Source organism: Novosphingobium sp. BL-S-20 (assembly GCF_055521635.1).
The window spans coordinates 429,192-454,053 of the sequence record NZ_CM145494.1; the positions used below are offsets into that span (position 1 = coordinate 429,192).

Genomic DNA, 24,862 nt, shown 5'->3' on the forward strand with positions numbered 1-24,862 from the left:
TTCCGATCAGTCCGCTTCCAGCGGCACGCGCCGGACATCGGTGGCCAGCATGTAGCCGCCGCCCCAGACCGTCTGGATCAGTTGCGGATTGCGCGAATCGACTTCGATCTTGCGGCGTAGGCGGCTGACCTGGTTGTCCACCGCGCGGTCGAACAGATGGGCCTCGCGGCCTTGCACCATGTCGAGCAGGCGGTCGCGGTTGAGCACCTGGCGCGGGTGTTCGAGGAAGGCCATGAGCAGGCGGAACTCGACCGAGGAAATCGCGACGGTGGCGCCCTCGGCATCGGTGAGGCGGCGCTTGAGCGGATCGAGCAGCCAGCCCTCGAAGGCGAAGGCCTCGTTCTCGGGCGCCTGCGCGGGCACGCGATTGGCGCGGCGCAGCACCGAGCGGATGCGGGCGACCAGTTCGCGCGGCTCGAAAGGCTTCACCACATAGTCGTCGGCGCCGATCTCCAGGCCTACGATGCGGTCGGTCGCCTCGCCGCGGGCGGTCAGGAAGATCACCGGAATGTCCTGCGCCTCCACCAGATGGCGGCAGAGCGAGAGGCCGTCCTCGCCGGGCATCATGATGTCGAGCAGGACGAGGTCGGGCTTCTCGCCCTGCAGCAGGGAGCGCGCCTCGGCGGCGCTGGTGGCGGCCCTTACGGCAAACCCCTGGCGCGACAGATAGTCGGCCAGGGGCTCGCGGAGTGCAGCTTCGTCGTCGACCAGCAGGATGCGGGCGGGCGAGATGTCGTTCATTCCAGTCCTTTTCCGACCGCTTTCAAGGGCGTGCCGTCAGTTCTTTGCAGGCGGCGGCGCGTCAGGTCCACCCCGTTCACCTTTCCGGCCCTTCCATTCGGCGCGCATCTTGTCATGCGCGGCGTGGCGTTCCTCGGGCGTGACCTTGCCGTCCTTGTTGGCGTCCATCGCATCGAAGCGCTGGAGCGCGGCGGCGACGAATTCGGCCTTGGTGACGCTGCGGTCGCCATCGGCATCGGCCTTTCCGAAGCCCATCATCGGGCCTTTCATGCCGTGGCGGGGGCCGTGGCGTTCAGGCCCGTGGCGCTCAGGATGGTCGCGGCCGGGCTGGTCTTTTTCAGGACCGCCCATTTCCGGGCCACCGGGAGGCGGGGGCGGCATTGCGCCATCCGCGCCCGAAGGCGGCGGGGGCATATCGCCCGGACGATCGCCGCCCGGCCCGCCATCCGGCCTGTCGCCATCTGGACGCGGGCCGCGATCGCCTTCGGGACCGCGATCGGCGAGGAATTCGGCCTTGGAGATCGCGCCGTCCTTGTTGGTGTCGAGCCGGTCGAACAGGGCCTCGCGCATCTGCTGGCGGCGCGCTTCGCGGTCGGCGCGGTCGAGCTTGCCATCCTGATTTACATCGAGGCGGGCGAACATCGCTTCGGCGCGGGCCTGGGCCTCGGCGCGGGTCTCGGTGCGGGGTTCGGTACGCTCGTGGTCGCGCTCGGGCGCTGCCGCCGGGCTTTGCGCACAAGCCGCGCCGCCGATCGCCAGGGCGACGGCGGAAATGCCGATGGTGATCTTGCTGAAGCGGTTCATCCTCATGGCTCTCTTTTCTTGGCGAAATCGGCGAAAGCCGTTGGGCGGGGAAGTGAGGGGGAAGAAACGCCCCGCGGCTTTCTGATGCCCGGTCTAATCGCCGCTTGTCGCGCAGTTGTGCCGTCTTGCGGGTTTATTGTCGCCAATTGTCACAAGCCCGGTGCTTCATTCGGCACGGGGCAAGCCTGTCTTAAATCATCGCGGGCGATGCTGGGTTCCCTCGCCTGCCGTAATGAACAGGGCGGTGGCAGGGCCTTCGACATCGGCGGTGTGCCAGGCGCCGGGCGGATTGATCGCATATTCGCCGGGGCCGATGGTGACGGTGCGGGCGCTGCCGTCTGCCAGTTCCTGATGCAGCGTCATGGCGCCGGAGAGGCAGACGACAAGCTCGTCGCCCGCCGGGTGCATCTCCCAGCTGTCCCAGCTTTCGGCGAAATCGTACATCGAGACGAGGCGGCCTTCGGCGCCGTCTCCGGCGGTGCGCGCGGAATAGGCGGCGTACCATTCCATGCCGGTGAAGACTGGCTGCGCCTCGGCCACCGCGCCGAGGCCGAGATGGACCGGATGGGTCCTGAGATCGTGGACTGCCTGCGTCATTGCGCGACTCCTCCCGGCGGGCCTGCCGCCGGGAGGATGCTACGCCTGAGAGTCTGATTGGAAAATGCCCTATGAGGGCATTTTCAAGACGGCACCGGCCCACGCCCCCACCCGACCACCCAACGATAGTACCCTATGGGAGGTCGGGTGGGGGCGTGGGCCGGTGCCGCGAAATTCGCGATGCGAATTTCCAAACAGATTCTGCGTTTGCAGGCTCACAATATCAGAGCGGGCGGCACTGCTCTTCGAGCCAGCTCTTCACTTCGCCATCGAGCTGGGGCCCGATCACTTCAAGCACCTTGGCGTGATAGGCGTTCCACCACGTCACTTCGTCCCGCGTGAGCAGGCCGGTATCGACAAGGCGGCGCTCGATCGGCGCGAGGGTGAGGGTCTCGAAGCCGAGGTATTCGCCGTCCGCCCCAGCGAACTGGCGCGGTTCGACCAGCACGAGATTCTCGATGCGGATGCCGTATTCGCCCGCCTTGTAGTAGCCCGGCTCGTCGCTGAGGATCATGCCGGCAAGCAGTTCCTGCGACGTGCCCGACTGGCCGCCAGCGGGCTTGCCGATGCGCTGCGGACCCTCGTGGACCGAGAGGAAGCTGCCGACGCCGTGGCCGGTGCCGTGGGCATAGTCGAGGCCGACCTGCCACAGGAACTGGCGCGCCAGCACGTCGAGCTGGCCGCCGTTGGTGCCCTTGGGGAACACAGCGCGGTCGATGGCCATCGTGCCCTTGAGCACGCGGGTGAAGCGGTCCTTCACTTCGGCGAACGGTTCCTCGTTGCCGATCCAGACGGTGCGGGTGATGTCGGTGGTGCCGTAAGGGTACTGGCCGCCGGAATCGAAGAGGTAGACGCTCTCCGGTGCCAGGGTCAGGCTCGAATCCTCGCTGACGCTGTAGTGCGGGCTGGCGCCGTTGGGACCCGCGCCCGAGATCGTGTCGAACGAAAGGTCGCGCAAGTCGCCGCAAAGCTGGCGGAATTCGAGCAGCTTCGCCGCCGCGCTCAGCTCGGTCACTTCGCCCTTGGGACCTTCGAGCGAGAGCCAGTGGAGGAAGCGCGTCACCGCCACGCCGTCGATCGCCTGGGCCTTGCGCTGGCCCTGCTGCTCGACCGGGTTCTTCACCGCCTTGGGCAGGATCGTGGGATCGCGCTCCTCGACGATCGTGGCGCCCGCCGCGCGCAGGGTTTCGAACACCGCGGCCACGGCATTGTCGGGATCGACCGCGACGCGCTTGCCCGCCAGCTTGCCGAGGCCCGCGACGAAAGCATCGCGCGGCTGGATACGCACGGCATTGCCGAGGTGCTGGCGCAGTTCGGGCGTCACTTTCTCGTCGGCGATGTACAAGTCTGCGGTGCCGTCGGCATGGGCGATGACGTAGGACAGGGTCACGGGGGTGCGCTTCACGTCGGTGCCGCGCACGTTGAGCAGCCAGGCGATCGAATCGAGCGCGGAGACCACCGTGGCGTCCAGCCCGCGCGCGGTCAGCCATTCGGAAACGGCGGCGCGCTTGGCCTTGCCGGTCTCGCCCGCGAGGGCATCGTCATGGACGAGCGCCGGGTCAGCCGAGGGTTCGGGCTGGTCCGCCCAGACCGCGTCGATCGGATTGCCGTCCACCGCGACGAGGGTGCCGCCGTTGCGGGCCAGCGCGGCGCTTGCAGCCTCCGCCCACTTCGAGCCGTGGAGCCAGGCGTCGTAACCGATCTTCGCGCCCTTGGGGGCGTTCTCGCCCAGCCAGAGGGCGGGGCTGGTCTGCGGCACGCTTTCGTAAGCGTAGAACTGGCCGTCGACCTGCTCGCGCACTTGCAGGGTATAGCGCCCATCCACGAACATCGCGGCGGCGGGTGAGAGCGCGGGGTCGGTCAGCACCACGGCGGTCCCGGCCGAGCCGCCGAAGCCGGTCAGCCAGGCCAGGCGCTGGGCATAGGCGCCGACATATTCGCTCATGTGCTCGTCCGAGATCGGGATCACGAAGCCGTCGAGGCCGCGCGATTTCAGTTCCTGGCGCAGGGCATCGAGGCGCGCTTCATGGGTATTCATCAACATGGGAAGGGTATCCGGCTTGCGGGGGTCATGTGCGCAACATAGATGGTGCTCATGGCAGATTCCACCCAGACCCTTTCCGGTCCTCCACAGGCAGCGAAGAAGTCGCACGCCTTCACCCACCACGGCATCACCGTTGAAGACGACTACGCCTGGCTGCGCGACGCCGGTTATCCCGAAGTCACCGACAAGGCCGTGCTGGACCATCTCGAAGCGGAAAACCGCTGGTTCGAGGCGCGCATGGCAGGGCAGAAGGCCCGGACCGACGCGCTGTTCACGGAAATGCGCGCGCGCATCAAGGAAGCCGACAAGTCGGTGCCGCAGAAGGACGGCGACTGGCTCTACTGGATCGAGTTCGAGGAAGGCGCCGAGTACAAGAAGTGGTGGCGCAGGCCCGTCGCAGCCAAAGACGATGGTTCTGCCGACGAGCTCATCCTCGACGAAGTGGCGCTGGCCGAGGGCAAGGAATACTTCAACCTCGGCGCCATCGCGACCAGCAACGACGGCAAGCTGCTCGCCTATTCGGTGGACGACAACGGTTCCGAGCGCTTCACCGTCCGCATCAAGGTCTTGGCCACCGGCGAGCTTCTTCCGGATGAGATTCCCGGCACGCTGTCCGGTCTCGTCTGGGTCGCAGGCGACAAGGGCCTCGTCTATTCGCTCGCCAACGAGCAGTGGCGCACCGACAATGCCCGCCTGCACTGGCTGGGGCAGCCGCTCGAAAACGACGTCGAACTCTATCACGAAGATGACGAGGGCTTCCGCGTCGGTTCCTCGCTCTCGTCGAACGAGAAGTGGCTGCTGATCGGCACCAGCGATCACGAGACCAGCGAATGCCGCATGGTCCTCGCCAGCGATCCGCTGGGCGAGAAGATCCTCGTGAAGCCGCGCCAGAAGGGCGTGGAATACGATGTCGATGAGCGCGACGGCGTGCTCTACATCCACACCAACGACACCCACGAGAACTTCCGCTTCGCCACCGCGCCGTTGGACAACCCCGGCGAATGGACGACGCTGATCGAGGGCACCGATGCCTTCTACCTGACCGGCGCCGACCTGTTCCGCGATTTCTACGTGACCGAAGGCCGGAAGCTGGTGGGCCACGGTGCCGGGCTCGACCAGATCGAGGTTCGCTACTACGACGATCCTTCCCGCGTGGAGCCGATCACGTTCCCCGAAGCCAGCTATTCGGCGGGCCTGTCGAACAACCCCGAATGGCACATGGACGTGCTGCGCCTGACCTACGAATCGATGGTCAGCCCTTCGTCGGTCATCGACTACGACGTGGCGGCGCGCACGATGGAAGTGCTCAAGGTCCAGGAAATCCCCTCGGGCTACGATGCCTCGCTCTATGCCACCGAGCGGCTGGAAATCGCGGCGCGCGATGGCACCATGATCCCCGTCTCGATCGTCTATCGGCGTGACCGTGAAGGGGCGGGGCCGCTGCATCTCTATGCTTACGGCGCTTACGGCATTTCCATCGATCCGGGTTTCTCGACCACGCGCCTCAGCCTCGTCGATCGCGGTTTCGCTTATGCCATCGCCCATATCCGCGGCGGCGACGATCTGGGCCGCGCCTGGTACAAGGCGGGCAAGCTGGAGCAGCGGACCAATACCTTCAATGACTTCGTCGATGTCGCGAAGGGCCTCATCGAACGCGGCTTCACCGAGTCGGGCCGGATCTCGATCTCGGGCGGCTCGGCGGGCGGCGAGCTGATGGGCGCGGTGGTCAACTCCGATCCCGAACTGTTCGGCGCGGTCGTGGCACATGTGCCCTTCGTGGACGTGCTCAGCACCATGCTCGACGACACCCTGCCGCTGACGCCGGGTGAATGGCCGGAATGGGGCAACCCCATCGAGGACAAGGCCGCCTTCGAGCTGATCCGGAGCTACTCGCCCTACGATCAGGTCAAGGCCCAGGCCTATCCGCCGCTCATGGTGACGGCCGGTCTCAACGATCCGCGCGTGACTTATTGGGAACCCGCCAAGTGGGTGGCCAAGCTGCGCGAGCTGAAGATCGACGACAACGAACTGATCCTCAAGACCAACATGGGCGCGGGCCACGGCGGCAAGTCGGGCCGGTTCGAGAGTCTGAAGGAAACGGCGGAGGAATTCGCCTTCATCCTCTGGCAGCTCGGCGTCGATCCTTCGACAGGCTCAGGATGATCTTCGGCAGGCGCATGATGATCGTTCGACAGGCTCAGGATGGGCGGGCTTGGGTGGTATTCCCGAGGCCCGTTCAGGCTGAGCTTGTCGAAGCCCCGGCCACCATGCGAACTTGTCTGCCATGACCTTCACGCTCACTTTTACCGCTCTGCCCGAACACATCGACATCATGGGCCACGTCAACAATGCGGTCTGGGTGCAGTGGATGGAGGCCATGGCCACCGCGCACTGGGAAGCGGTGGCCCCGCCCGAACATCAGGCGAAATACGCTTGGGTCGTGACCCGGCACGAGATCGACTATCGCGGCAATATCCGCGAGGGCGAGAGCGTGACCGGGGAGACCTTCATTCCCGAAGGCCCTACCGGCGCGCGTTTCGTGCGACGGGTCGATTTCCGCAATGCGGGGGGAAGATTCTCGTATCGGCCCGGACGACCTGGGCGATGATCGAGATTGCCTCCCAGCGCCTGATGCGGGTGCCGCCGGAGGTGGCGGCGCCGTTCTGGGACGGGGCCGAATAACCACCCCCTTTCCGACAGCACTTCGTCACCCTGAACTTGTTTCAGGGTCCATTCGTCAGCACGGGCTCCCGTTGAGAGAGGGAACGCCGCAGCGTCCTCGTCTGGGAACGGGCACCGGGGCATGCGGCACGATGGACCCTGAAACAAGTTCAGGGTGACGACGGCTTTTTGACGGGTGGCGGTGTCAGTGTCGTCCCGGCGAGCGTCGGGACGACACAAGAGCAAACTCAGCCCAGAACTTCGCTAACCGGCACGTAATCGTAGCCAAGCTCGGTCGCGACAGCCTCGTAAGTGACCTTGCCGGCATGGACGTTGAGGCCGTTCGCAAGGTGCGGATCGGCCTTGAGCGCCGCCTTCCAGCCAAGGTTGGCGATCGCCAGCGCGTGCGGCAGGGTCACGTTGTTCAGCGCATAAGTGCTGGTGCGGGCCACGGCGCCGGGCATGTTGGCGACGCAGTAGTGGACGATGCCGTCGACCACGAAAGTCGGCTCGGCATGGGTGGTGGCATGGCTGGTCTCGAAGCAGCCGCCCTGGTCGATGGCGACGTCCACCAGCACCGCACCGGGTTTCATCGTGGCCAGCATCTCGCGCGTCACCAGCTTGGGCGCGGCGGCGCCGGGGATCAGCACGGCGCCGATCACGAGGTCGGCCTCGGCCACGCTCTCGGCGAGGTTGGCGGTGCTGGAGAAGCGGGTCTTGGCGCGCGCCTCGAAGTGGATGCCGAGGCGTTCGAGCACATCGGGGCTGCGGTCGAGAATAGTCACGTCGGCGCCGAGGCCCACCGCCATCTGCGCGGCATTGAAGCCGACCACACCGCCGCCGATCACCGCGACCTTGCCCGGCATCACGCCGGGAACGCCGCCCAGCAGCACGCCGCGGCCGCCGTGGGCCTTCTCCAGCGCGGTGGCACCGGCCTGGATCGACATGCGGCCCGCGACCTGGCTCATCGGCTTGAGCAGCGGCAGCTGGCCGCCGGGGCCGGTCACGGTCTCATAGGCGATGGCGGTGACGCCGGACTTGACGAGATCGGCAGTCTGTTCGGGATCGGGCGCTAGGTGCAGGTAGGTGTAGAGAATCTGGCCTTCGCGAAGCATGGCGCGCTCGCCCGCCTGGGGTTCCTTGACCTTCACGACCATTTCGCAGCCGTCGAAGACCTCCTTCGCCGTGGCGATGATCTTCGCGCCCTGGCGGGTGTAGTCGGCGTCGCTGGCGCCGATGCCGAGGCCGGCGCCGCTTTCCACCCAGACTTCGTGCCCGTGCAGCACCAGTTCGCGGGCGCTCTCCGGCGTCAGGCCGACGCGGTATTCGTGGTTCTTGATTTCCCGGACGGTACCGACACGCATATTCTCTACTCCGCAAAAACTCTTCTGCCGGTGAGATACACCCGTGGCCCTGCAAAGTTTCACCGAATTGGGCCTTGTCAGAAACTCTGGCAGGAATATTTCCCACCTCTGAAACAAACGACAAGAGAATTTTCCATGGACCGGGCGGACCGCGCACTTCTTGAAGCGTTACAGGCGGACTCGTCGCGTTCGATCGCCGAACTCGCGGCACTGGTGAACTTGTCGCCTTCGGCCTGTCATCGCCGCATCCGGGCTCTGGAGGAGCAGGGGCTGATCCTGGGCTATGCCGCGCGGGTGGACGCGCGGCGGCTGGGGCTGTCGGTGGAGGTCTTCGTTGAGATCACCCTGACCAGCCAGAGCCGCGAGGCTATGGAGCGCTTCGAACGCGCGGTGGGCGATTTCGACGATATTCTCGAATGCCACCTGATGTCCGGCGCGGCGGACTATCAGTTGCGTGTCGCCGCTGCCGACCTCGATCACTACGACCGCATCCACCGGGACTGCCTCGCGCGGCTGCCGGGGGTGTCCTCGATGCGGACGAGTTTTTCGCTGCGCCGGATCAAGCGGTTCGAGGGTTACTCGGTGCCGTGAGGAGCCAGACAGGCGATCGTTGGATAGTCCGCATCATTGCAGATCAAAGCTCCGTCGCCCCCGCGAAGGCGGGGGCCCCGCTGCCTTGCTCCACGGCGCGGCGGTAGAAAGAAGAAGCGGGGTCCCCGCCTTCGCGGGGACGACGGGGGTGTTTGTCGGGAAGGCCGGAGAGGGCAGGCAATGCCCACTCCTCTCAATGGGCGTCGCGCAGGTCCTGCGTGAGGATGCGGTCGCGGGCGGCGCGCAGGTCGCCGGTCTCGTACTGGATCGACAGGCGTTCCTTGTCGCTGGAGCGGTACATCTCCTCGGCATTCTCGATCTGACCGGCCGAAAGGCCCAGCACTTCCAGCGCCTCGCGTGCCATGACGACCGCCGATTCCATCACTTCGCGGACCATGAAGGTGACGGGCGCGTCCTTCAGGCGGATCATCGCGCGCCGGTCGTAGACACGGGCGACGATGCGGGCATTGGGGAAAGCCTCGTGGACGTTCTGGAGGAAGCTCTCGGAAAGCTGGTCGCCGTCGATGCAGAACACGATCATCTGCGCGCTGCCCGCTCCGGCCTGGCGCAGCAGGTCGATGCGGGTGCCGTCGCCGAACCAGACTTTCGCGCCGAAGCCGCTGGCCACGTCGATCATCTCGATATCGGTGTCGATCAACGTCACCTGAATCTCGGCGGCGATCAGTACTTGCGCGACGGTCTGGCCGAAGCGGCCATAGCCGACGACCAGTGCGCTGGCGCCGTCCTTGCGCGGGCCTTCGCGGGTTTCCTTGCTGACCGGCATTTCGCGGATGCGCGCGGTGGCCATCATCAGGAACGGGGTGGTGACCATCGACAGGGTGACGATCGCGCTGAACAGGCTGGCGGCGCGCGGTTCGATCAGCCAGGCGCTCTGTGCCTGGGCGAAGAGCACGAAGCCGAATTCGCCGCCCTGGCTCAGCAGAAGGCCGAGCGCCAGCGCGCTGCGCCAGTTCATCTTGAACAACAGGCCGAGACCGAAGATCACCGAGGCCTTCACCGCGATCAGCGCCAGCGCCATCAAGGCGACGAACATCGGGCGTTCGGCGATCGCCGAAAGGTCCAGCATCATGCCCACCGACATGAAGAACAGGCCGAGCAGGATCGAGCGGAACGGCTCGACGTCGGCCTCAAGCTCGTGGCGATAAGGGGTATCGGCCAGCATGACCCCGGCGATGAAGGCACCGAGCGCGGTCGAGAGGCCAAGCGACTGCATCAGCGCTGCCGAGGCGATCACCGTGAACAGCGCCGCGAAGACGAACATCTCGCGCTCGCCCAGGTTGCCGATCAGGCGGAACAGCGGCCGGATCACGAAGCGGCCCGCGAGGATCAATCCGGCGATGGCGGCGAGTGTCTCCAGCACCAGAATCCAGCCCGGAGGACCCTCGGGCAGATGCGGGTTGCGGTTCATCGCCGCGATGATCGTGATCAGCGGGATGATCGAGAGATCCTGGAACAGCAGGATCGCGAAGGAGCGCTCGCCGAACGGGGTGTTCAGGCGTCCCGCGCTTTGCAGCATCGGCAGGACCTGCGCGGTCGAGGAAAGGCCCAGCGGCAGGCCCAGCGCCAGCGCGGCGGCGAGGCTGAATCCGGCGGTGAAATAGATCACCGCCGAGACCGCGAGGCCGCAGAGCGCCACTTGCAGGAAGCCGAGACCGAAGATCTCGCTGCGCATCCGCCACAGCCGCCGCGGCGCCAGTTCGAGGCCGACGATGAACAGCAGCAGGGTGATGCCCAGCTCCGCAATGCCCAGCTTGTTCTCCGCATCGCCGACGAGACCGAAGGCGTAAGGCCCGAGAATGGCGCCCGCGAGCAGATAGCCCAGGGTGGCGCCGAGGCCGAGGCGGCGGAACAGCAGGACGAAGGCAAGCGCCGTACCGAGCAGCAGGAAGCCGTCGTTCAGCAGGAATGCCTGGGAATGATCTTCCATCGGAGCCTTTCGGGCGGGAAGCGAAAATATGGGAGGCGAACCGCTGTCTTACGGCGTTCCGCTCCGAGGCGTAACCCCTCGATCGGGTGATTCGCGGTAAAAGCTTCGGATCAGCGACCCGCTGCGGATTCGCCGGTGGGAACGCCCTTTGCCGGGATTACGCGGTCCTTGGCAGCCGACCATGCCATTTGCCCGCCGATCCAGGTTTCCAGCACTTTGGTCGCGCGCAGCTTGTCGGGCGCGGCCAGCATCGGGTCGGCATCGACGAAGAGGAAGTCCGCGCGGTAGCCCTTGGCGATGCGGCCGAGACGGTCCTCGGCGAACATCGCGTAAGCCGCGCCGGTGGTATAGGCGCCGAGCGCGGCCTCGCGGCTGAGGACTTCCTGCGGCTGCCAGCCGTTGAAGGGCTGGCCGTCCGCACCCTGCCGGGTGATCGCCACGGCAAGGCCGACGAAAGGCTGGGCCGGTTCGACCGGGGTGTCCGAACCGAAGGCGAGCGTCGCGCCGGTCGCCGCGATCGACTTCCAGGCATAGGCGCCGCCGAGGCGGTTCGGTCCGAGGCGGGCTTCGGCCATCGTCCGGTCGGAGGCTTCGTGCTGCGGCTGCATCGAGGCGATCGTGCCGAACTTGCCGAAGCGCGGCAGGTCGGCGGGATCGACGATCTGCGCATGTTCGATGCGCCAGCGCCGGTCGCCCTTGTAGGTGGCGGAAAGCTCCTCGATCGCATCGAGCACGGTGGCATTGGCCTGATCGCCGATGGCGTGGGCCGCGACCTGGAAGTGGTCCATCGCCGCGCGGCTCATCAGGTTGCTGAGCTGCGTCTCGTTCATGCGCGGCAGACCCCTGGTGCCCGCCGCGTCGGCATAAGCCTGCTTGAGCCACGCCCCGCGCGAGCCGAGAGCGCCGTCGAGGTAGAGCTTCACCCCGTTCATCTTGAGATGATCGTCGTAGAGCCACGGCGTCGGGCGGGGGCCGCCGATCAGCGTCATGTTGTCCACACCGTCGGCATAAGTGACGATGCGGATGCGCAGCCGGCCTGCATCGGCGGCGCGGCGCATCGATTGCCAGTCCTCGATCGAAGTGCCCATGTCGGCAATCGCGGTGACACCCTGCGCCAGGAGCGCGAGCTGTGCTTCGCCGAGCGCGGTGTCGCGGTCCTCGGGGCGGGGCTTGGGCATCTTCGCTTCGATCAGCGCCATGGCGCCGTCCACGAAGACGCCGGAGGGTTGCTTACCCCCGGCAATCCGCAAAATCTCGCCGCCGGGCGGGGGCGTGGTCGTCGCGGTGACTCCGGCGGCGGAGATAGCAGCGGAATTGGCCCAACCGGCATGGCCGTCGACACGGGTGAGCCAGGCAGGCTTGCCGCCGGTCGCAGCGTCGAGTTCGGCGGCGGTGGGCATGCGGTCCAGCCCCCACTGCACCTGATTCCAGCCGCTGCCGAGAATCCACGGCGCATCCGGGTGGGCGGCGGCCCAGGCGGAAATGCGCGAGAGCGCTTCGTCGAGGGTCTTGGCCATCGACAGGTCGAGCGTCATCTTCGCGAAGCCGGTGCCCATGACGTGGCCGTGGGCGTCGATCATCCCCGGCACGACCGCGCGGCCCTTGCCGTCCACTTGGTAGTCGACTTTCTTGGGCCGCTTGTCGCCGTGTTTGTAGACTTCGGCGATGCGCCCGTCGTTGCCGATCAGGAAGCCCTCGAAGCGCTCGACGCCGCCCTTGCCGTCCGCCGTCACGCCGTCGACATTGTCCACCAGCACGTCGGCCAAAGCGGAAGGCGCCAGCGCGGGGCTGGCGGTGGCGGCGAGCAGCAGCGCGAAGGCTGCGCCTTTCGTGGAATTCACTTGATACCCTTCTTGGGGAGACGCTTGATGATCGCGCTGGTGTCGAGGCGGCCGCCGCCCTGCGCCTGGATATCGGCGAAGAACTGGTCGATCAGCGCCGCGACCGGCAGCGAGACGCCAAGCCCGCGCCCTTCGTCGAGGCTGAGGCCAAGGTCCTTGCGCATCCAGTCGATCGCGAAGCCGAAGTCGAACTGGTCGTCGTTCATCGTCTGCCAGCGGTTGTCCATCTGCCAGGACTGGGCGGCGCCGCCGGATATCGCCTCGTAGACCTTGCCCATGTCGAGGTGCGAGGCCTGGGCGAAGCGCACGGCTTCGGCCAGGGCCGCTACATTGCCGGCGATGCAGATCTGGTTGGCCATCTTGGCGATCTGGCCGGAGCCTGCCTTGCCGACGTGGACGATGCGGCTGGAATAGGCCTCCATCACCGGATGCGCGGCCTCGATCGCCTCGTCCCGGCCGCCGCACATCAGCGTGAGCGTGCCTTTCTCGGCGCCGATCTGCGATCCGGTCATCGGTGCGTCTACGCAGTGGATGCGCAGGTCCCGCGCCTCGACCGAGATCTGGCGGGCGATGCGCGCCGAGACCGTCGTATGGTCGATGAAGACGCCGCCCTTCTTGAGCATGCGGAACACGCCGTTGGGGCCGAGCACGACTTCCGACAGGTCGTCGTCGTTGCCGACGCAAGTGATGACGACATCGGCGTCCTGCGCGGCGTGGGCCGGGTTCGCGGCGATGCGGTGCGCAAGGCCGGGATTGTCCTGCGACCACTTGTGCGCCCGCTCCGGCGAGCGATTGAAGATGGTGAGTTCGTGACCGGCCAGCGCGATGTGGCGCGCGATCGCGCCGCCCATGACACCCAGGCCGATGAAGGAAACCTTGCGTTTTTCGCTCATGGCAATCGTTCTAGCGCTTTTTGCACGAAAGCAAACCGCAAGCGGCAGGGAAATCTTTTCGTTCCGGCGCAGTCGGCAGACAATTCGACTGCAGGAGCCGATTTCGCAGCGGCCAATTCGAACAATAATATTACAGCGTTAAACGGCGCCAGGAATTTTTCCTAACGTGCGGCTTTCCATTCGGCACGCTTTCCTTTAGGCGCGCCACCATGGAACAGCCATTGCTCAAGATCGCTGCGGAGCCCGAAGAGGCCACGCTGACTGCCGAAGACGTTCGTGCGGCGGCGGAGCGCATTATTGGCAAGATCGTCCGCACCCCGACGCTCCATTCGACCACGCTGAGCGCGATCACCGGCGCGGATATCTGGCTCAAGTTCGAAAACCTCCAGTTCACTGCCGCCTACAAGGAGCGCGGCGCGCTCAATGCCCTGTTGCTGCTCGACGAGGAGCGCAAGTCGCGCGGCGTGATCGCCGCTTCCGCCGGAAACCACGCGCAGGGCCTGTCGTACCACGGCACCCGGCTGGGCGTGCCGGTGACGATCGTGATGCCGCGCACCACGCCGACGGTGAAGGTGATGCAGACCGAGAGCGTCGGCGGCAAGGTTGTGCTGGAGGGCGAGAGCTTCGACGAGGCCTATGCCCATGCCCGCAAGCTCGAAACAGAACTGGGCCTGACTTTCATCCATCCCTTCGACCATCCGCACGTCGCGGCGGGGCAGGGCACCGTCGCGCTGGAAATGCTGGAGGACGTGCCCGATCTCGACACGCTGGTCCTGCCGATCGGCGGCGGCGGCCTCGCCACCGGCATGGGCACGGCGGCGCGCGCGATCAATCCGGACATCCGCCTCGTCGGCGTCGAGGCGCAGCTCTATCCCTCGATGTACAACCTGCTGAAGGGCACCAGCCTGCCGATCGGCGGCGATACCCTGGCGGAAGGCATCGCCGTGTTCTCGCCGGGGCAGTTCACCTCCTCGGTGCTGCGCGAATTGCTCGACGAGTTCCTGCTCGTCAGCGAATCGGGCATCGAGAGCGCGCTCGCCCTGTTGCTCCAGATCGAGAAGACGCTGGTGGAAGGGGCAGGTGCTACTGGCCTCGCGGCGGTCATGGCGAACCGCGAGCTGTTCGCGGGCCGCAAGGTCGGCATCGTGCTGTCGGGCGGCAATATCGACACCCGCCTGCTGGCGAACGTGCTGCTGCGCGACCTTGCCCGCTCGGGCCGTCTCGCCCGCCTGCGGATCGGCTTGCAGGACCGGGCGGGGGCGCTGTTCAAGGTCGCCAAGGTGTTCCACGAGCACAATGTGAACATCATCGAGGTCTTCCACCAGCGCATCTTCACCCATCTCCCGGCCAAGGGCCTCGTCACCGAGATCGAGTGCGAGGCACGCGACAAGGAGCAGCTCGACGCGCTCGTGGCGGCCCTGCGGCGCGAGGGCTACGAGGTGAAGAAAGTCGAGACCGAGTAGTCTCCACCTGCGAATCGCGAAAATTCGTCTACAATAAGGCGGCGGGCGGCATCGGCTTCCCGCCGCCTTATTGTGAATCGGCCTTATTGCGAATCGGGCCGCATGATGGGAAGGGGGACACGTTCGGGCGTTAACTGCGCACACGCATTCTGCTAACCTCTTGCCGCGAGAAAGAACCAAACCGGGACAACCGGGTGGATTCACCACCCAATTGGTCTCGATTCCGGGGCGGGTGGGGCAGGTTTCGTGGTTAAAACGCTTTCAACCGGCGCATCGGCTATGCATATTCAGGGCTAACAAGGAAGCATCGCCGACGTCGCGGCGGACTTCCATCACGCTAGAGGATCAGTTTCGTTCGTGACGGCACCCGTTCGCTTTCCCCGGTTCTTTGTGACCAGCCCGGCTCCCTGCCCCTATTTGCCGGGTCGCAGCGAGCGGAAGGTCTTTACCGAACTCAAGGGCCCTCACGCCGATTCGCTCAACGATGCGCTGGGCCGCATCGGCTTCCGCCGCAGCCAGACCGTTGCCTATCGCCCCTCCTGCCTCGACTGCAACGCCTGCGTCTCGGTTCGCGTCGTCGCCGATGAGTTCACGCCCTCCGGCACCCAGAAGCGCCTGCTGAAGCGCAACGGCGATCTCGTCGCCACGGTCTGCCGCCCCTGGTCCACCAGCGAGCAGTTCGAACTGCTCCAGAGCTATCTCTCCGTGCGCCATCCCGAAGGCGGGATGACTTCGATGGACGAAGTCGATTTCGCCGACATGGTCGAGCACACCCCCGTCACCAGCTACGTGATCGAATATCGCGAGCCTTCGGAAGACGGCGTGACTCCTGGCCGACTGGTCGGCGCCTGCCTCACCGACCGCCAGTGCGACGGGCTGTCGATGATCTACAGCTTCTACGATCCCCATCACGAGGCTCGCCAGGGGCTGGGCACCTACATCATTCTCGACCATATCCGCCGCGCCACAGAGATGGAGCTGGCCTACGTCTATCTCGGCTACTGGGTCGAAGGCGCGCCGCGCATGCAGTACAAGGTGCGCTTCCGCCCGATGGAAAAGCTGGGCCGCGCGGGCTGGGAACGCTTCTCGCCGGTCGAGCAGGATCGCCTGATCTCGGCAGCCGTCGCCAATCCGCGCAGCCGCGACGACGTGAACGAGGGCGCCCGCAAGGACGGCGTTCCCTCGATCACGCAGTAAGGCCTGTTCCGCGCTATCCGGCTGCGTAAAGCGCGGCCTCTTCGGCGCGTCGCCGCTTCAGGCCCTCAAGCACTTTCCCGTCATTGTAGATACACTTGCCTAACTCGGCGGCGGCTGCGGCGAAGCGGCCCTGCCGCTGCAGCTTCGTCAGCGTGGCCTTGGCGATGGCGCCGGTGTTGTAGTGGAACGAGACGAGCGCATCGAACTGGCTGGGTGACGTGGCGGCATCGCCGATCGCGGCGATGACTTCACGAACATAGCGCGTGATCTCGCTGTCGAAGCGGGCGTCGCACTGGGCCTGGGTCCAGACCGTTCCCGGTCCGATGTCGGCTCCGGTGGAGCCCCAGCCGATCGTCCACGGTTTGCCGTCCTTGCTGCCGGGATCGGGATAAGCCTCCAAAAGCCCGTCGGCGCGGCGTCTGGCGCAGCCTTCCCATTTCCGGATCAGCGTCCGGCCTACGGAACCGAGCACGAAACCGTCGGTGGGGGCTGCTACGGCGAGCGCCGCATCGATAGCCCGGTCGAGCTTGGAGACTTCCTGCGCCGTGAATCCGCGCCCGAGCAGCAGGCGCACTTCGTCGAAAATCGGCTTGCGATGGAACATCGGCCTCTCCTTGGTTGAGAAAGGCCGATCAAGTAAGCCGGATGCGGGCTTGTAGGAAAACGGTTTCTTTTCGCGAAACCGTTTTCCTGAAGGCCATCAGACGTCGAGGTTGGCGACGTTCAGCGCATTTTCCTGGATGAAGTCGCGGCGCGGTTCGACCACATCGCCCATCAGGCGGGTGAAGATTTCGTCGGTGACGTCGGCGTCCTCGACTTTCACTTGCAGCAGTGCGCGGTTTTCCGGGTCCAGCGTGGTTTCCCAGAGCTGGTCGGCATTCATTTCGCCCAGACCCTTGTAGCGCTGGATCGACAGGCCCTTGCGGCCCGTGGCGAGCACGGCGTCGAGCAGCTGCGATGGGCGGCTGATCGTGTCGCTACCGGCCATCGGGCGGGTTGCAGGCGCATCCTCGTCACTCTCGGCGGCTTCGACTTCGACCGTCTCGGTTCCCGCGCGCACGAGGCGGGCGGCGCCGGAGTAGACGTCGGTGTTCTCGGATGCGAGGCGGGCGAGCTTGCGGGCTTCGGCGCTGGCGACGAACCCGGCCTCGATCTTGTGGTGATCGGTGACGCCGCGCCACAGGCGCTCGACTTCGAGATTGCCCGCTTCGGTCAGGCGTGCGGTCCACTTGGCTTCCGGATCGCCGCGATCCAGCCACTCGGCGGCGCGGTTCAGCGCTGCCGCGCGGTCGGCGGGCGAGAGGTCGGCGGCGAGCGCACCGGCGATCGCCAGTGCCTCGATGATGACCGGATCGAAGCGACGCGGCACGAAGGCCATGATGTTGCGCATGCGGATCGCATGTTCGACCAGCGCTTCGAGATCGCTGCCCATGCGGGCGCCGCCGGTGGTTTCGAGCACCCGGCCGGCAAGACCGGCCTCGACCAGATAGCGGTCGAGCGCGGCATTGTCCTTCAGGTAGACTTCGCTGCGGCCCTTGGCGACCTTGTAGAGCGGCGGCTGGGCGATGAAGAGGTGCCCGGCACGGATGATGTCCGGCATCTGGCGGTGGAAGAACGTCAGCAGCAGGGTGCGGATATGCGCGCCGTCGACGTCGGCGTCGGTCATGATGACGATCTTGTGGTAGCGCAGCTTTTCCAGGTTGAAATCGTCGCGGATACCCGTGCCCATGGCCTGGATCAGCGTGCCGACTTCCTTCGAGGAAATGATGCGGTCGAACCGCGCGCGCTCGACGTTGAGGATCTTGCCCTTGAGCGGCAGGATCGCCTGGATCTTGCGGTCGCGGCCCTGCTTGGCGGAACCGCCTGCGGAGTCACCCTCGACCAGGAACAGTTCGCACTTGCTGGGATCGCGTTCCTGGCAGTCGGCCAGCTTGCCGGGCAGCGAGGCGATGTCCATCGCGCCCTTGCGGCGGGTCAGTTCGCGGGCGCGCTTGGCGGCTTCGCGCGCGGCGGCGGCGTCGACCACCTTCTGGATGATGGTCTTGGCGTGGCCGGGGTTTTCCTCCAGCCATTCGCTCATCTTGTCCGCCATCAGCGCTTCGAGCGGCTGGCGCACTTCCGAGGAGACCAGCTTGTCCTTGGTCTGCGAGGAGAACTTGGGATCGGGCAGCTTGACCGAGACGATGGCGGTCAGCCCTTCGCGCATGTCCTCGCCCGAGAGCGAGACCTTTTCCTTCTTGAGCAGGCCCGAACGCTCGGCATAGCCGTTGAGCGTGCGGGTCAGCGCCGCGCGGAAGGCGGCGAGGTGGGTGCCGCCGTCACGCTGCGGGATGTTGTTGGTGAAGCAGAGCACGTTCTCATAATAGGAATCGTTCCATTCCAGAGCGACTTCCATGCCGATGCCGTCCTTGTCCGCGCCGATCGCGATCGGTTCGGGCATGAGCGCCTGCTTGTTGCGGTCGAGGTACTTCACGAAGGCGCCGATGCCGCCTTCGTAATAGAGGTCGTGTTCGACGGCTTCCTCGTGGCGCTTGTCGCGCAGCTTGATGCGCACGCCGGAGTTGAGGAACGCGAGTTCGCGGTAGCGGTGTTCCAGCTTGTCGAAGTCGAACTCGGTGACGTTCTTGAACGTCTCGGTCGAGGCCAGGAAGGTCACGCGGGTGCCCTTCTTGAAGCCGTTGTCGTCCGGGTTCTCGCTGACTTTCGGGGCTGCGCCGCGCACTTCCAGCGGGGCCACGGCATCGCCGTGGGCGAACTTCATCCAGTGTTCCTTGCCCTCGCGCCAGATCGTGAGTTCCAGCCATTCGGACAGGGCGTTGACCACCGAGACGCCCACGCCGTGGAGGCCGCCCGAGACTTTGTAGGCATTGTCGTCCGAGGTGTTCTCGAACTTACCGCCGGCGTGGAGCTGGGTCATGATGACTTCGGCGGCGGAGACGCCTTCCTCGGCATGGATGCCGGTGGGAATGCCGCGGCCATTGTCTTCCACCGAGACCGAGCCGTCGGCGTTGAGTTCGATCAGCACGAGGTCGCAGTGACCTGCCAGTGCCTCGTCGATGGCGTTGTCGGAGACTTCGAAGACCATGTGGTGCAGGCCCGAACCGTCGTCAGTGTCGCCGATGTACATGCCGGGGCGCTTGCGAACCGCGTCGAGGCCCTTGAGGACCTTGATCGAGTCCGCGCCGTAGCTGTTCTGGTTCTTGCCGTTGTCGGGCCCGGTGCCGGGCGTGCTGTCTTCGGTGCTTGCCATGCCGAGCATATAGGGTTTGGCGGCTATAAACCCAAGCAAAACCGGGTCCGGGGCGGGGCTTTTCCACAGAGTCTGAGGTGGAGTTGTACGGGGTGTCGCCGGGCGGTTGCCGGAGAGCGGCCGGTTGCGCCCACTGCACGGCGGTCTGACGGCAAAGCGGGAAAGACGGTTGCCCCAGACGCAAAAAAGGCGGCCACTTGGGCCGCCCTTCTGTCTAGTCGGAATTGCCGACCCTCAGATGAGGGTGACGGCAAATGCCAGAGCGCTCACACCCAGCGCTGCGGCAAAACCGAACGTCTTTTCGACGATGGTCATTGAAATGCTCCTGCAAACATCTTGTTTTCTTTTTATCGCATGCATGGCTCTTCTCGTCGCTCATGCTGCGAGTGCGAGATAGGCCTCTTTGCAATTTTCGCAACGTCAAAAGCAACAATCTTGCTTGCAAGTAATGCAATCAATGTGGCGTTTCTTGGAAGCGCCTGAAATCGGGCGCGCGATACTGGACACCTGCACGAACCCGCTATAGTGGCCGGCCATGACTAATCCGACTCCTGACCAGACTACGCAGACGTCCGATTCCATCCTGATTGTCGATTTCGGCAGTCAGGTAACGCAGCTTATTGCGCGTCGTGTGCGCGAAGCCGGCGTCTATTCCGAAATCGCCCCGTTCAATGCCGCGAAAGAAGCCTTCGCCCGCATGAACCCGGCCGGCGTGATCCTGTCCGGATCGCCCGCCTCGGTGCTCGACGAAAACGGCCCGCGCATTCCGGCGGAAATCCTCGAAAGCGGGCTGCCGCTGCTCGGCATCTGCTACGGCCAGCAGTCGCTGATGCACCAGCTCGGCGGTGAAGTGCTGTCCGGTGATTCGGGTGAATTCGGCCGCGCCTTCATCGAGATCGGCGACGATTGCGCGCTGTTCGACGGGCTCTGGGCCAAGGGCGAAAGTCATCAGGTGTGGATGAGCCACGGCGACAAGGTGACCAGCCTCGCCCCCGGCTTCCGCCCGGTGGCATCGAGCGCTGGCGCACCTTTCGCGGTGATCGCCAACGACGAGAAGCGCATCTACGCGATGCAGTTCCACCCCGAAGTCGTGCACACGCCCGACGGCGGCAAGCTGCTCAAGAACTTCGTCCGTCACGTCTGCGGCCTTGCCGGCGATTGGACCATGGCCGAGTTCCGCAAGACCAAGATCGAGGAAATCCGCGCGCAGGTCGGCGACAAGCGCGTGATCTGCGGCCTTTCGGGCGGCGTCGATTCGGCGGTTGCGGCGCTGCTGATCCACGAAGCGATCGGCGATCAGCTGACCTGCGTCTTCGTCGACGGCGGCGTGCTGCGCATGGGCGAGGCCGAGCAGGTCGTCAGCCTGTTCCGCGGCCACTACAACATCCCGCTGGTCCACGTCGATGCCTCAACGCTGTTCCTCAAGGGTCTTGAAGGCGTCACCGACCCCGAAGCCAAGCGCAAGTTCATCGGCAAGACCTTCATCGACGTCTTCGAAGACGAAGCGAAGAAGATCGGCGGCGCGCAGTTCCTGGCGCAGGGCACGCTCTATCCGGACGTGATCGAATCGGTCTCGTTCACCGGCGGTCCTTCTGTGACGATCAAGAGCCACCACAACGTCGGCGGCCTGCCCGAGCGCATGAACATGCAGCTCGTCGAGCCGCTGCGCGAACTGTTCAAGGACGAAGTCCGCGTGCTGGGCCGCGAACTGGGTCTGCCCGAGATCTTCGTGGGCCGCCACCCGTTCCCCGGACCGGGCCTGGCGATCCGCATCCCCGGCGAAGTGACGCGCGAGCGCTGCGATATCCTGCGCAAGGCCGACGCGATCTACCTCGAGGAAATCCGCAACGCTGGCCTCTATGACGCGATCTGGCAGGCCTTCGCGGTGCTGCTGCCGGTGAAGACCGTAGGCGTGATGGGCGACGGCCGCACTTACGACAGCGTCTGCGCGCTGCGTGCAGTGACCTCGACCGACGGCATGACCGCCGACATCTATCCCTTCGACGCCGGCTTCCTGTCGCGCGTGGCAACCCGCATCATCAACGAGGTCAAGGGCATCAACCGCGTGGTCTACGACTACACCTCGAAGCCGCCGGGCACGATCGAGTGGGAATGATCTCCATCGCATCCTAAATTCGTGAAGAGCCGGTGTCCCTTGAGGAGACCGGCTCTTTCCGTTTCAGAGCAGGAGTTTCGGGCCTTCCAGTTGCAGTAGGAAGGCCTTGGTCTCCAGTCCTCCGGCAAATCCGGTGAGGGAGCCGCTGGCGCCGACCACGCGGTGGCAGGGGGCGATGATCGAGATCGGGTTACGGCCGTTCGCGGCACCGACAGCACGGCTGGCAGTGGGGGTGCCGAGGTTTCGGGCGATCTCGCCGTAGCTGCGGGTCTCGCCGAAGGGGATTTCCAGAAGTTGCGCCCAGACGCTTTTCTGGAAATCGGTGCCGCGAAAGTCGAGCGGGAGGTCGAATACGCGGCGCTCTCCGGCGAAGTATTCGGCCAGTTGCGCGGCGGTGCGAGCGAGAACCGGATGGTCGGCATCGTCCTGCACTTCGCCGAGGCGTACGCGCGCGGGATCGTCGTTTTCCCAGAGCACGGCAACGAGACCGACCTCGCTGGCGATCAGGGTCAGTTCGCCCACCGGTGAGGGCATCTTGCTGCGGGCGAGGGCCATGCGGGTGTCCTTGCTTGTGTTCGGCTTGGCCATGGCAGGTACACCGCGGGCGAAGCGCTGCAAGGAATTCCTTGATTTCCGCAAGGCTTCGAGGATGGATGGAGGGGAAGGGGACCGAATTGGAAATAGTGGAGGCTTTGGCCGAGCATCGGGATGCCGTCATCGCGCTCTGGCGCGATGCGGGGCTGACGCGGTCGTGGAACGATCCGGTCGCGGACTTCGATCTGGCGCTTGTCACGCCAACGAGTGCGGTGCTCATCGCCCGCGATGGCGGCGATCCGGTGGGCACGGTGATGGCCGGTTTCGACGGGCATCGCGGCTGGGTCTATTACCTCGCCGTGGCGGAAGCTCGCCGCCGTCAGGGAATTGCGCGGCTGCTGATGGAGAGCGCCGAGCGATGGCTGGCGGCGCGGGGATGCCCGAAGGCGCAACTGATGGTGCGCGGCGAAAACGCCGGGGCACTGGGGTTCTACGCTGCGCTGGGCTACGAAGTGCAGGACGTGTTCACGCTGGGGAGACGGCTCGACGATCGGTGACGCAGGGTAAAGCGGCCGTGGTTCGCACCCCGACCGCTTTCCTGGGACTATAACGTCCGTTTTATCTCGAAGCCGTTGTCTTGGGCTTCGTATAAGGCACGAAGTCCTGCAAGCCCACGAAGCCGTTCCACATGCTGGGCATCGTCCGGTCGCGAAGCTGAATGGTATCGAGACGGCAGAGCTGGCTCGAATAGAGCTTGGTGACCAAGATATCGTCCGAATCCAGCGTATCGGCGTTGGTCGGCCGGTTCACGTAATAGGTGCTGCCCACCTTGTAGACGATCGCCGTCTTGTCGATAATCTGCGTGCTTTGCGCCTGGTTGAGCGGGATGCAGGTCACCGGCTTGCCGGCCACGCGGCCATTGAGGATCTTGGCGAGTTGCTGCTCGCCGGTCAGTTTCTGTTTGGCGTACACGGTGGGCGCGGCGAGCAGGCTGGCCGCGATCAGCGTGGCGCCGACGACATGCTTCAGTGACATGGTCTTTACCTCACTTTCCCAACCCTAGATCGACGGTATGGCACGGTTCGTCTGAACCTGCGCTGAAATTATTTTGGGTTTTTGTCGACCTCGTGGTCGGCAAAACGGGCATCCGCCCGTTTTGTGCAGCACCGGCCCACACCTCCACCCGACCTCCCACTAGTGTATTCTGATGGGAGGTCGGGTGGAGGTGTGGGCCGGTGCCGCAAGCTCGTCACGGATGTGACGAGCGTACCCGACAAAAATTATGCCGTGCCGCCGACCGTGATGCCCTCGATCAGCAGTGTGGGCTGGCCGACGCCGGCGGGCACGCTCTGGCCGCCCTTGCCGCAGACGCCGACGCCGCGATCGAGTTCCAGGTCGTTGCCGATGCCGGTCACGCGGGTCAGCACGGAGGGGCCGTCGCCGATCAGCGTTGCGCCCTTGATCGGGGCGCCGATCTTGCCGTTCTCGACCTTGTAGGCCTCGTTGCACGAGAACACGAACTTGCCCGAGACGATGTCGACCTGGCCGCCGCCCATCGACTTCACGAAGATGCCGTTCTTCATGCGCGAGAGCAGTTCCGCCGGATCGTCGTTGCCTGCCTTCATGAAGGTATTGGTCATGCGGACCTGCGGGGCATGGGCGTAGTTTTCGCGGCGGCCGTTGCCGGTCGACTGCACGCCCATCAGCCGCGCGTTCATGCGGTCCTGCATGTAGCCCTTGAGGATGCCGTCCTCGATCAACACGGTTTCCTGCGTCGGCGTGCCCTCATCGTCGATCGAGAGCGAGCCGCGGCGGTCGGCGATCGAGCCGTCATCGACGATAGTGACACCAGGCGCGGCGACGCGCTCGCCGATGCGGCCCGAGAAGGCGGACGTGCCCTTGCGGTTGAAATCGCCCTCAAGCCCGTGGCCGACGGCCTCGTGCAGGATCACGCCGGGCCAGCCGGGGGCGAGCAGCACGGTCATCTCGCCCGCCGGAGCATCCACGCTTTCGAGATTGACGAGCGCTTGGTTCAGCGCGGTGTCGATCGCGCGGTTCCAGTTGGCCGGGTCGAACAGCGAATCGTAGAGATGGCGGCCGCCCATGCCGAACGAGCCGGTCTCGCGGCGACCGTTGCTTTCGGCGACGATCGAGACGCTGAGCCGCACGAGTGGGCGTACGTCGGTGGCGATGAAGCCGTCCGGGCGCACGATCTCGATCACCGACCACTGGCCGGTCAGGCTGGCGCTGACTTGCGAGACGCGCGGATCGCGGGCGCGGGCGGCGGCATCGATCGTCTCCAGTAGCTTCACCTTCTCCTCGAAGGGCACGAGGTCGAGCGGGGAGACGTGGGTGTAGAGGTGGCGATTGCTCTTCTGCGGAGCCGGGGCGCGGACGGCACCGGCGGGATCGAGCAGTTGCAGGGTCTCGCCCGCGCGGCGGATGGCGGCGGGGGAAATCTCGTTGGCGTGGGCGAAGCCGGTCATCTCGCCGGTGACGCCGCGCAGGCCGAAACCGGCGTCGCGCGAGTAGTCGGCGGTTTTCAGGCGGCCATCATCGAAGCCGAAGGCCTCGGTGGCCATGAACTGCATGTAGAGTTCGCCGTCCTCGCAATTGCGCAAGGTCTCGGCGGCGAGCGCCTGGGCGTCCTCGGGCGAAAGCTGGCGGTAGAGGAGCGAGCGCGGATCGGTCATGGTCATGCCCCCCGATATAGGCCGCGCGGGGGCTGTTCTTCAAGCTATGCCAAACCCGTCATCCCCGCGAAGGCGGGGATTCCGCTTGTTCTTGCGGCGTGGTGCGAAGGAAGCGGGCCCCCGCC

20 protein-coding genes and 1 pseudogene are annotated in these 24,862 nt (G+C 65.5%); 7 read left to right on the top strand and 14 right to left on the bottom strand.

What is annotated here, in order from left to right:
* Positions 1-6: 6 nt before the first annotated feature.
* The 4 genes from ACZ1II_RS09765 to ACZ1II_RS09780 all read right to left on the bottom strand — a co-directional run bounded on the left by ACZ1II_RS09765 (position 7) and on the right by ACZ1II_RS09780 (position 4,186).
* Positions 7-741, bottom strand: coding sequence for a response regulator (locus ACZ1II_RS09765; RefSeq protein ID WP_465146252.1), 735 nt, complete (start codon positions 739-741; stop codon positions 7-9).
* A 36-nt stretch (positions 742-777) separates the two neighbouring features.
* Positions 778-1,551, bottom strand: coding sequence for an EF-hand domain-containing protein (locus tag ACZ1II_RS09770; protein ID WP_465146253.1), 774 nt, complete (start codon positions 1,549-1,551; stop codon positions 778-780).
* Positions 1,552-1,740: 189 nt separating this feature from the next.
* Complete coding sequence (locus ACZ1II_RS09775) at positions 1,741-2,142, bottom strand: cupin domain-containing protein (RefSeq protein ID WP_465146254.1); 402 nt, start codon at positions 2,140-2,142, stop codon at positions 1,741-1,743.
* A 223-nt stretch (positions 2,143-2,365) separates the two neighbouring features.
* Complete coding sequence (locus ACZ1II_RS09780; protein ID WP_465146255.1) at positions 2,366-4,186, bottom strand: aminopeptidase P family protein; 1,821 nt, start codon at positions 4,184-4,186, stop codon at positions 2,366-2,368.
* Between the two features lie 51 nt (positions 4,187-4,237).
* Between ACZ1II_RS09780 and ACZ1II_RS09785 the strand changes: the two genes are divergently transcribed.
* Together ACZ1II_RS09785 and ACZ1II_RS09790 are read left to right on the top strand one after the other, a co-directional pair.
* A complete protein-coding gene (locus tag ACZ1II_RS09785) occupies positions 4,238-6,349 on the top strand; it encodes a S9 family peptidase (RefSeq protein ID WP_465146256.1) in 2,112 nt (703 codons plus the stop codon).
* A gap of 121 nt (positions 6,350-6,470) precedes the next feature.
* Positions 6,471-6,868: pseudogene (locus tag ACZ1II_RS09790) on the top strand (acyl-CoA thioesterase).
* A 227-nt stretch (positions 6,869-7,095) separates the two neighbouring features.
* Here ACZ1II_RS09790 and ald read toward each other — a convergent pair.
* Entirely contained in the window at positions 7,096-8,211 is a 1,116-nt protein-coding gene (gene ald / locus ACZ1II_RS09795) for an alanine dehydrogenase (RefSeq protein WP_465146257.1), read from the bottom strand.
* Between the two features lie 135 nt (positions 8,212-8,346).
* Here ald and ACZ1II_RS09800 point away from each other — a divergent pair, with 135 nt between their 5' ends.
* Positions 8,347-8,802, top strand: coding sequence for an Lrp/AsnC family transcriptional regulator (locus ACZ1II_RS09800; protein ID WP_465146258.1), 456 nt, complete (start codon positions 8,347-8,349; stop codon positions 8,800-8,802).
* 193 nt (positions 8,803-8,995) lie between these two features.
* On the opposite strand, the gene ACZ1II_RS09805 is transcribed toward ACZ1II_RS09800, so the two are convergent.
* The 3 genes from ACZ1II_RS09805 to ACZ1II_RS09815 form a co-directional block, all read right to left on the bottom strand.
* A complete protein-coding gene (locus ACZ1II_RS09805) occupies positions 8,996-10,750 on the bottom strand; it encodes a cation:proton antiporter domain-containing protein (protein WP_465146259.1) in 1,755 nt (584 codons plus the stop codon).
* 110 nt (positions 10,751-10,860) lie between these two features.
* The gene (locus ACZ1II_RS09810) at positions 10,861-12,558 is read right to left on the bottom strand and encodes an amidohydrolase (RefSeq protein ID WP_465147271.1); all 1,698 of its coding nucleotides are present in this window, start codon (positions 12,556-12,558) and stop codon (positions 10,861-10,863) included.
* A 29-nt stretch (positions 12,559-12,587) separates the two neighbouring features.
* Positions 12,588-13,484, bottom strand: a complete 897-nt coding sequence (locus tag ACZ1II_RS09815; protein WP_465146260.1) for an NAD(P)-dependent oxidoreductase — start codon at positions 13,482-13,484, stop codon at positions 12,588-12,590.
* A 209-nt stretch (positions 13,485-13,693) separates the two neighbouring features.
* Between ACZ1II_RS09815 and ACZ1II_RS09820 the strand changes: the two genes are divergently transcribed.
* A complete protein-coding gene (locus tag ACZ1II_RS09820; RefSeq protein ID WP_465146261.1) occupies positions 13,694-14,947 on the top strand; it encodes a threonine ammonia-lyase in 1,254 nt (417 codons plus the stop codon).
* A gap of 357 nt (positions 14,948-15,304) precedes the next feature.
* Complete coding sequence (locus ACZ1II_RS09825) at positions 15,305-16,144, top strand: arginyltransferase (protein ID WP_465146262.1); 840 nt, start codon at positions 15,305-15,307, stop codon at positions 16,142-16,144.
* Positions 16,145-16,157: 13 nt separating this feature from the next.
* Here ACZ1II_RS09825 and ACZ1II_RS09830 read toward each other — a convergent pair whose 3' ends face one another.
* The 3 genes from ACZ1II_RS09830 to ACZ1II_RS09840 all read right to left on the bottom strand — a co-directional run bounded on the left by ACZ1II_RS09830 (position 16,158) and on the right by ACZ1II_RS09840 (position 19,754).
* Complete coding sequence (locus ACZ1II_RS09830) at positions 16,158-16,748, bottom strand: lysozyme (protein WP_465146263.1); 591 nt, start codon at positions 16,746-16,748, stop codon at positions 16,158-16,160.
* A 96-nt stretch (positions 16,749-16,844) separates the two neighbouring features.
* Complete coding sequence (gyrB, locus tag ACZ1II_RS09835) at positions 16,845-19,394, bottom strand: DNA topoisomerase (ATP-hydrolyzing) subunit B (RefSeq protein ID WP_465146264.1); 2,550 nt, start codon at positions 19,392-19,394, stop codon at positions 16,845-16,847.
* A gap of 234 nt (positions 19,395-19,628) precedes the next feature.
* Positions 19,629-19,754, bottom strand: a complete 126-nt coding sequence (locus ACZ1II_RS09840) for a hypothetical protein (RefSeq protein ID WP_334181740.1) — start codon at positions 19,752-19,754, stop codon at positions 19,629-19,631.
* A 175-nt stretch (positions 19,755-19,929) separates the two neighbouring features.
* Here ACZ1II_RS09840 and guaA point away from each other — a divergent pair, with 175 nt between their 5' ends.
* Complete coding sequence (gene guaA / locus ACZ1II_RS09845; RefSeq protein WP_465146265.1) at positions 19,930-21,510, top strand: glutamine-hydrolyzing GMP synthase; 1,581 nt, start codon at positions 19,930-19,932, stop codon at positions 21,508-21,510.
* A gap of 63 nt (positions 21,511-21,573) precedes the next feature.
* On the opposite strand, the gene ACZ1II_RS09850 is transcribed toward guaA, so the two are convergent.
* Entirely contained in the window at positions 21,574-22,065 is a 492-nt protein-coding gene (locus tag ACZ1II_RS09850; protein ID WP_465147272.1) for a methylated-DNA--[protein]-cysteine S-methyltransferase, read from the bottom strand.
* A 98-nt stretch (positions 22,066-22,163) separates the two neighbouring features.
* Between ACZ1II_RS09850 and ACZ1II_RS09855 the strand changes: the two genes are divergently transcribed.
* Positions 22,164-22,601, top strand: coding sequence for a GNAT family acetyltransferase (locus ACZ1II_RS09855; protein WP_465146266.1), 438 nt, complete (start codon positions 22,164-22,166; stop codon positions 22,599-22,601).
* A gap of 61 nt (positions 22,602-22,662) precedes the next feature.
* On the opposite strand, the gene ACZ1II_RS09860 is transcribed toward ACZ1II_RS09855, so the two are convergent.
* Positions 22,663-23,079 carry a hypothetical protein gene (locus ACZ1II_RS09860; protein ID WP_465146267.1) on the bottom strand — a complete coding sequence of 139 codons (417 nt, stop codon included), beginning with the start codon at positions 23,077-23,079 and terminating at the stop codon, positions 22,663-22,665.
* A gap of 245 nt (positions 23,080-23,324) precedes the next feature.
* The gene (tldD, locus tag ACZ1II_RS09865) at positions 23,325-24,743 is read right to left on the bottom strand and encodes a metalloprotease TldD (RefSeq protein WP_465146268.1); all 1,419 of its coding nucleotides are present in this window, start codon (positions 24,741-24,743) and stop codon (positions 23,325-23,327) included.
* Positions 24,744-24,862 lie beyond the last annotated feature (119 nt).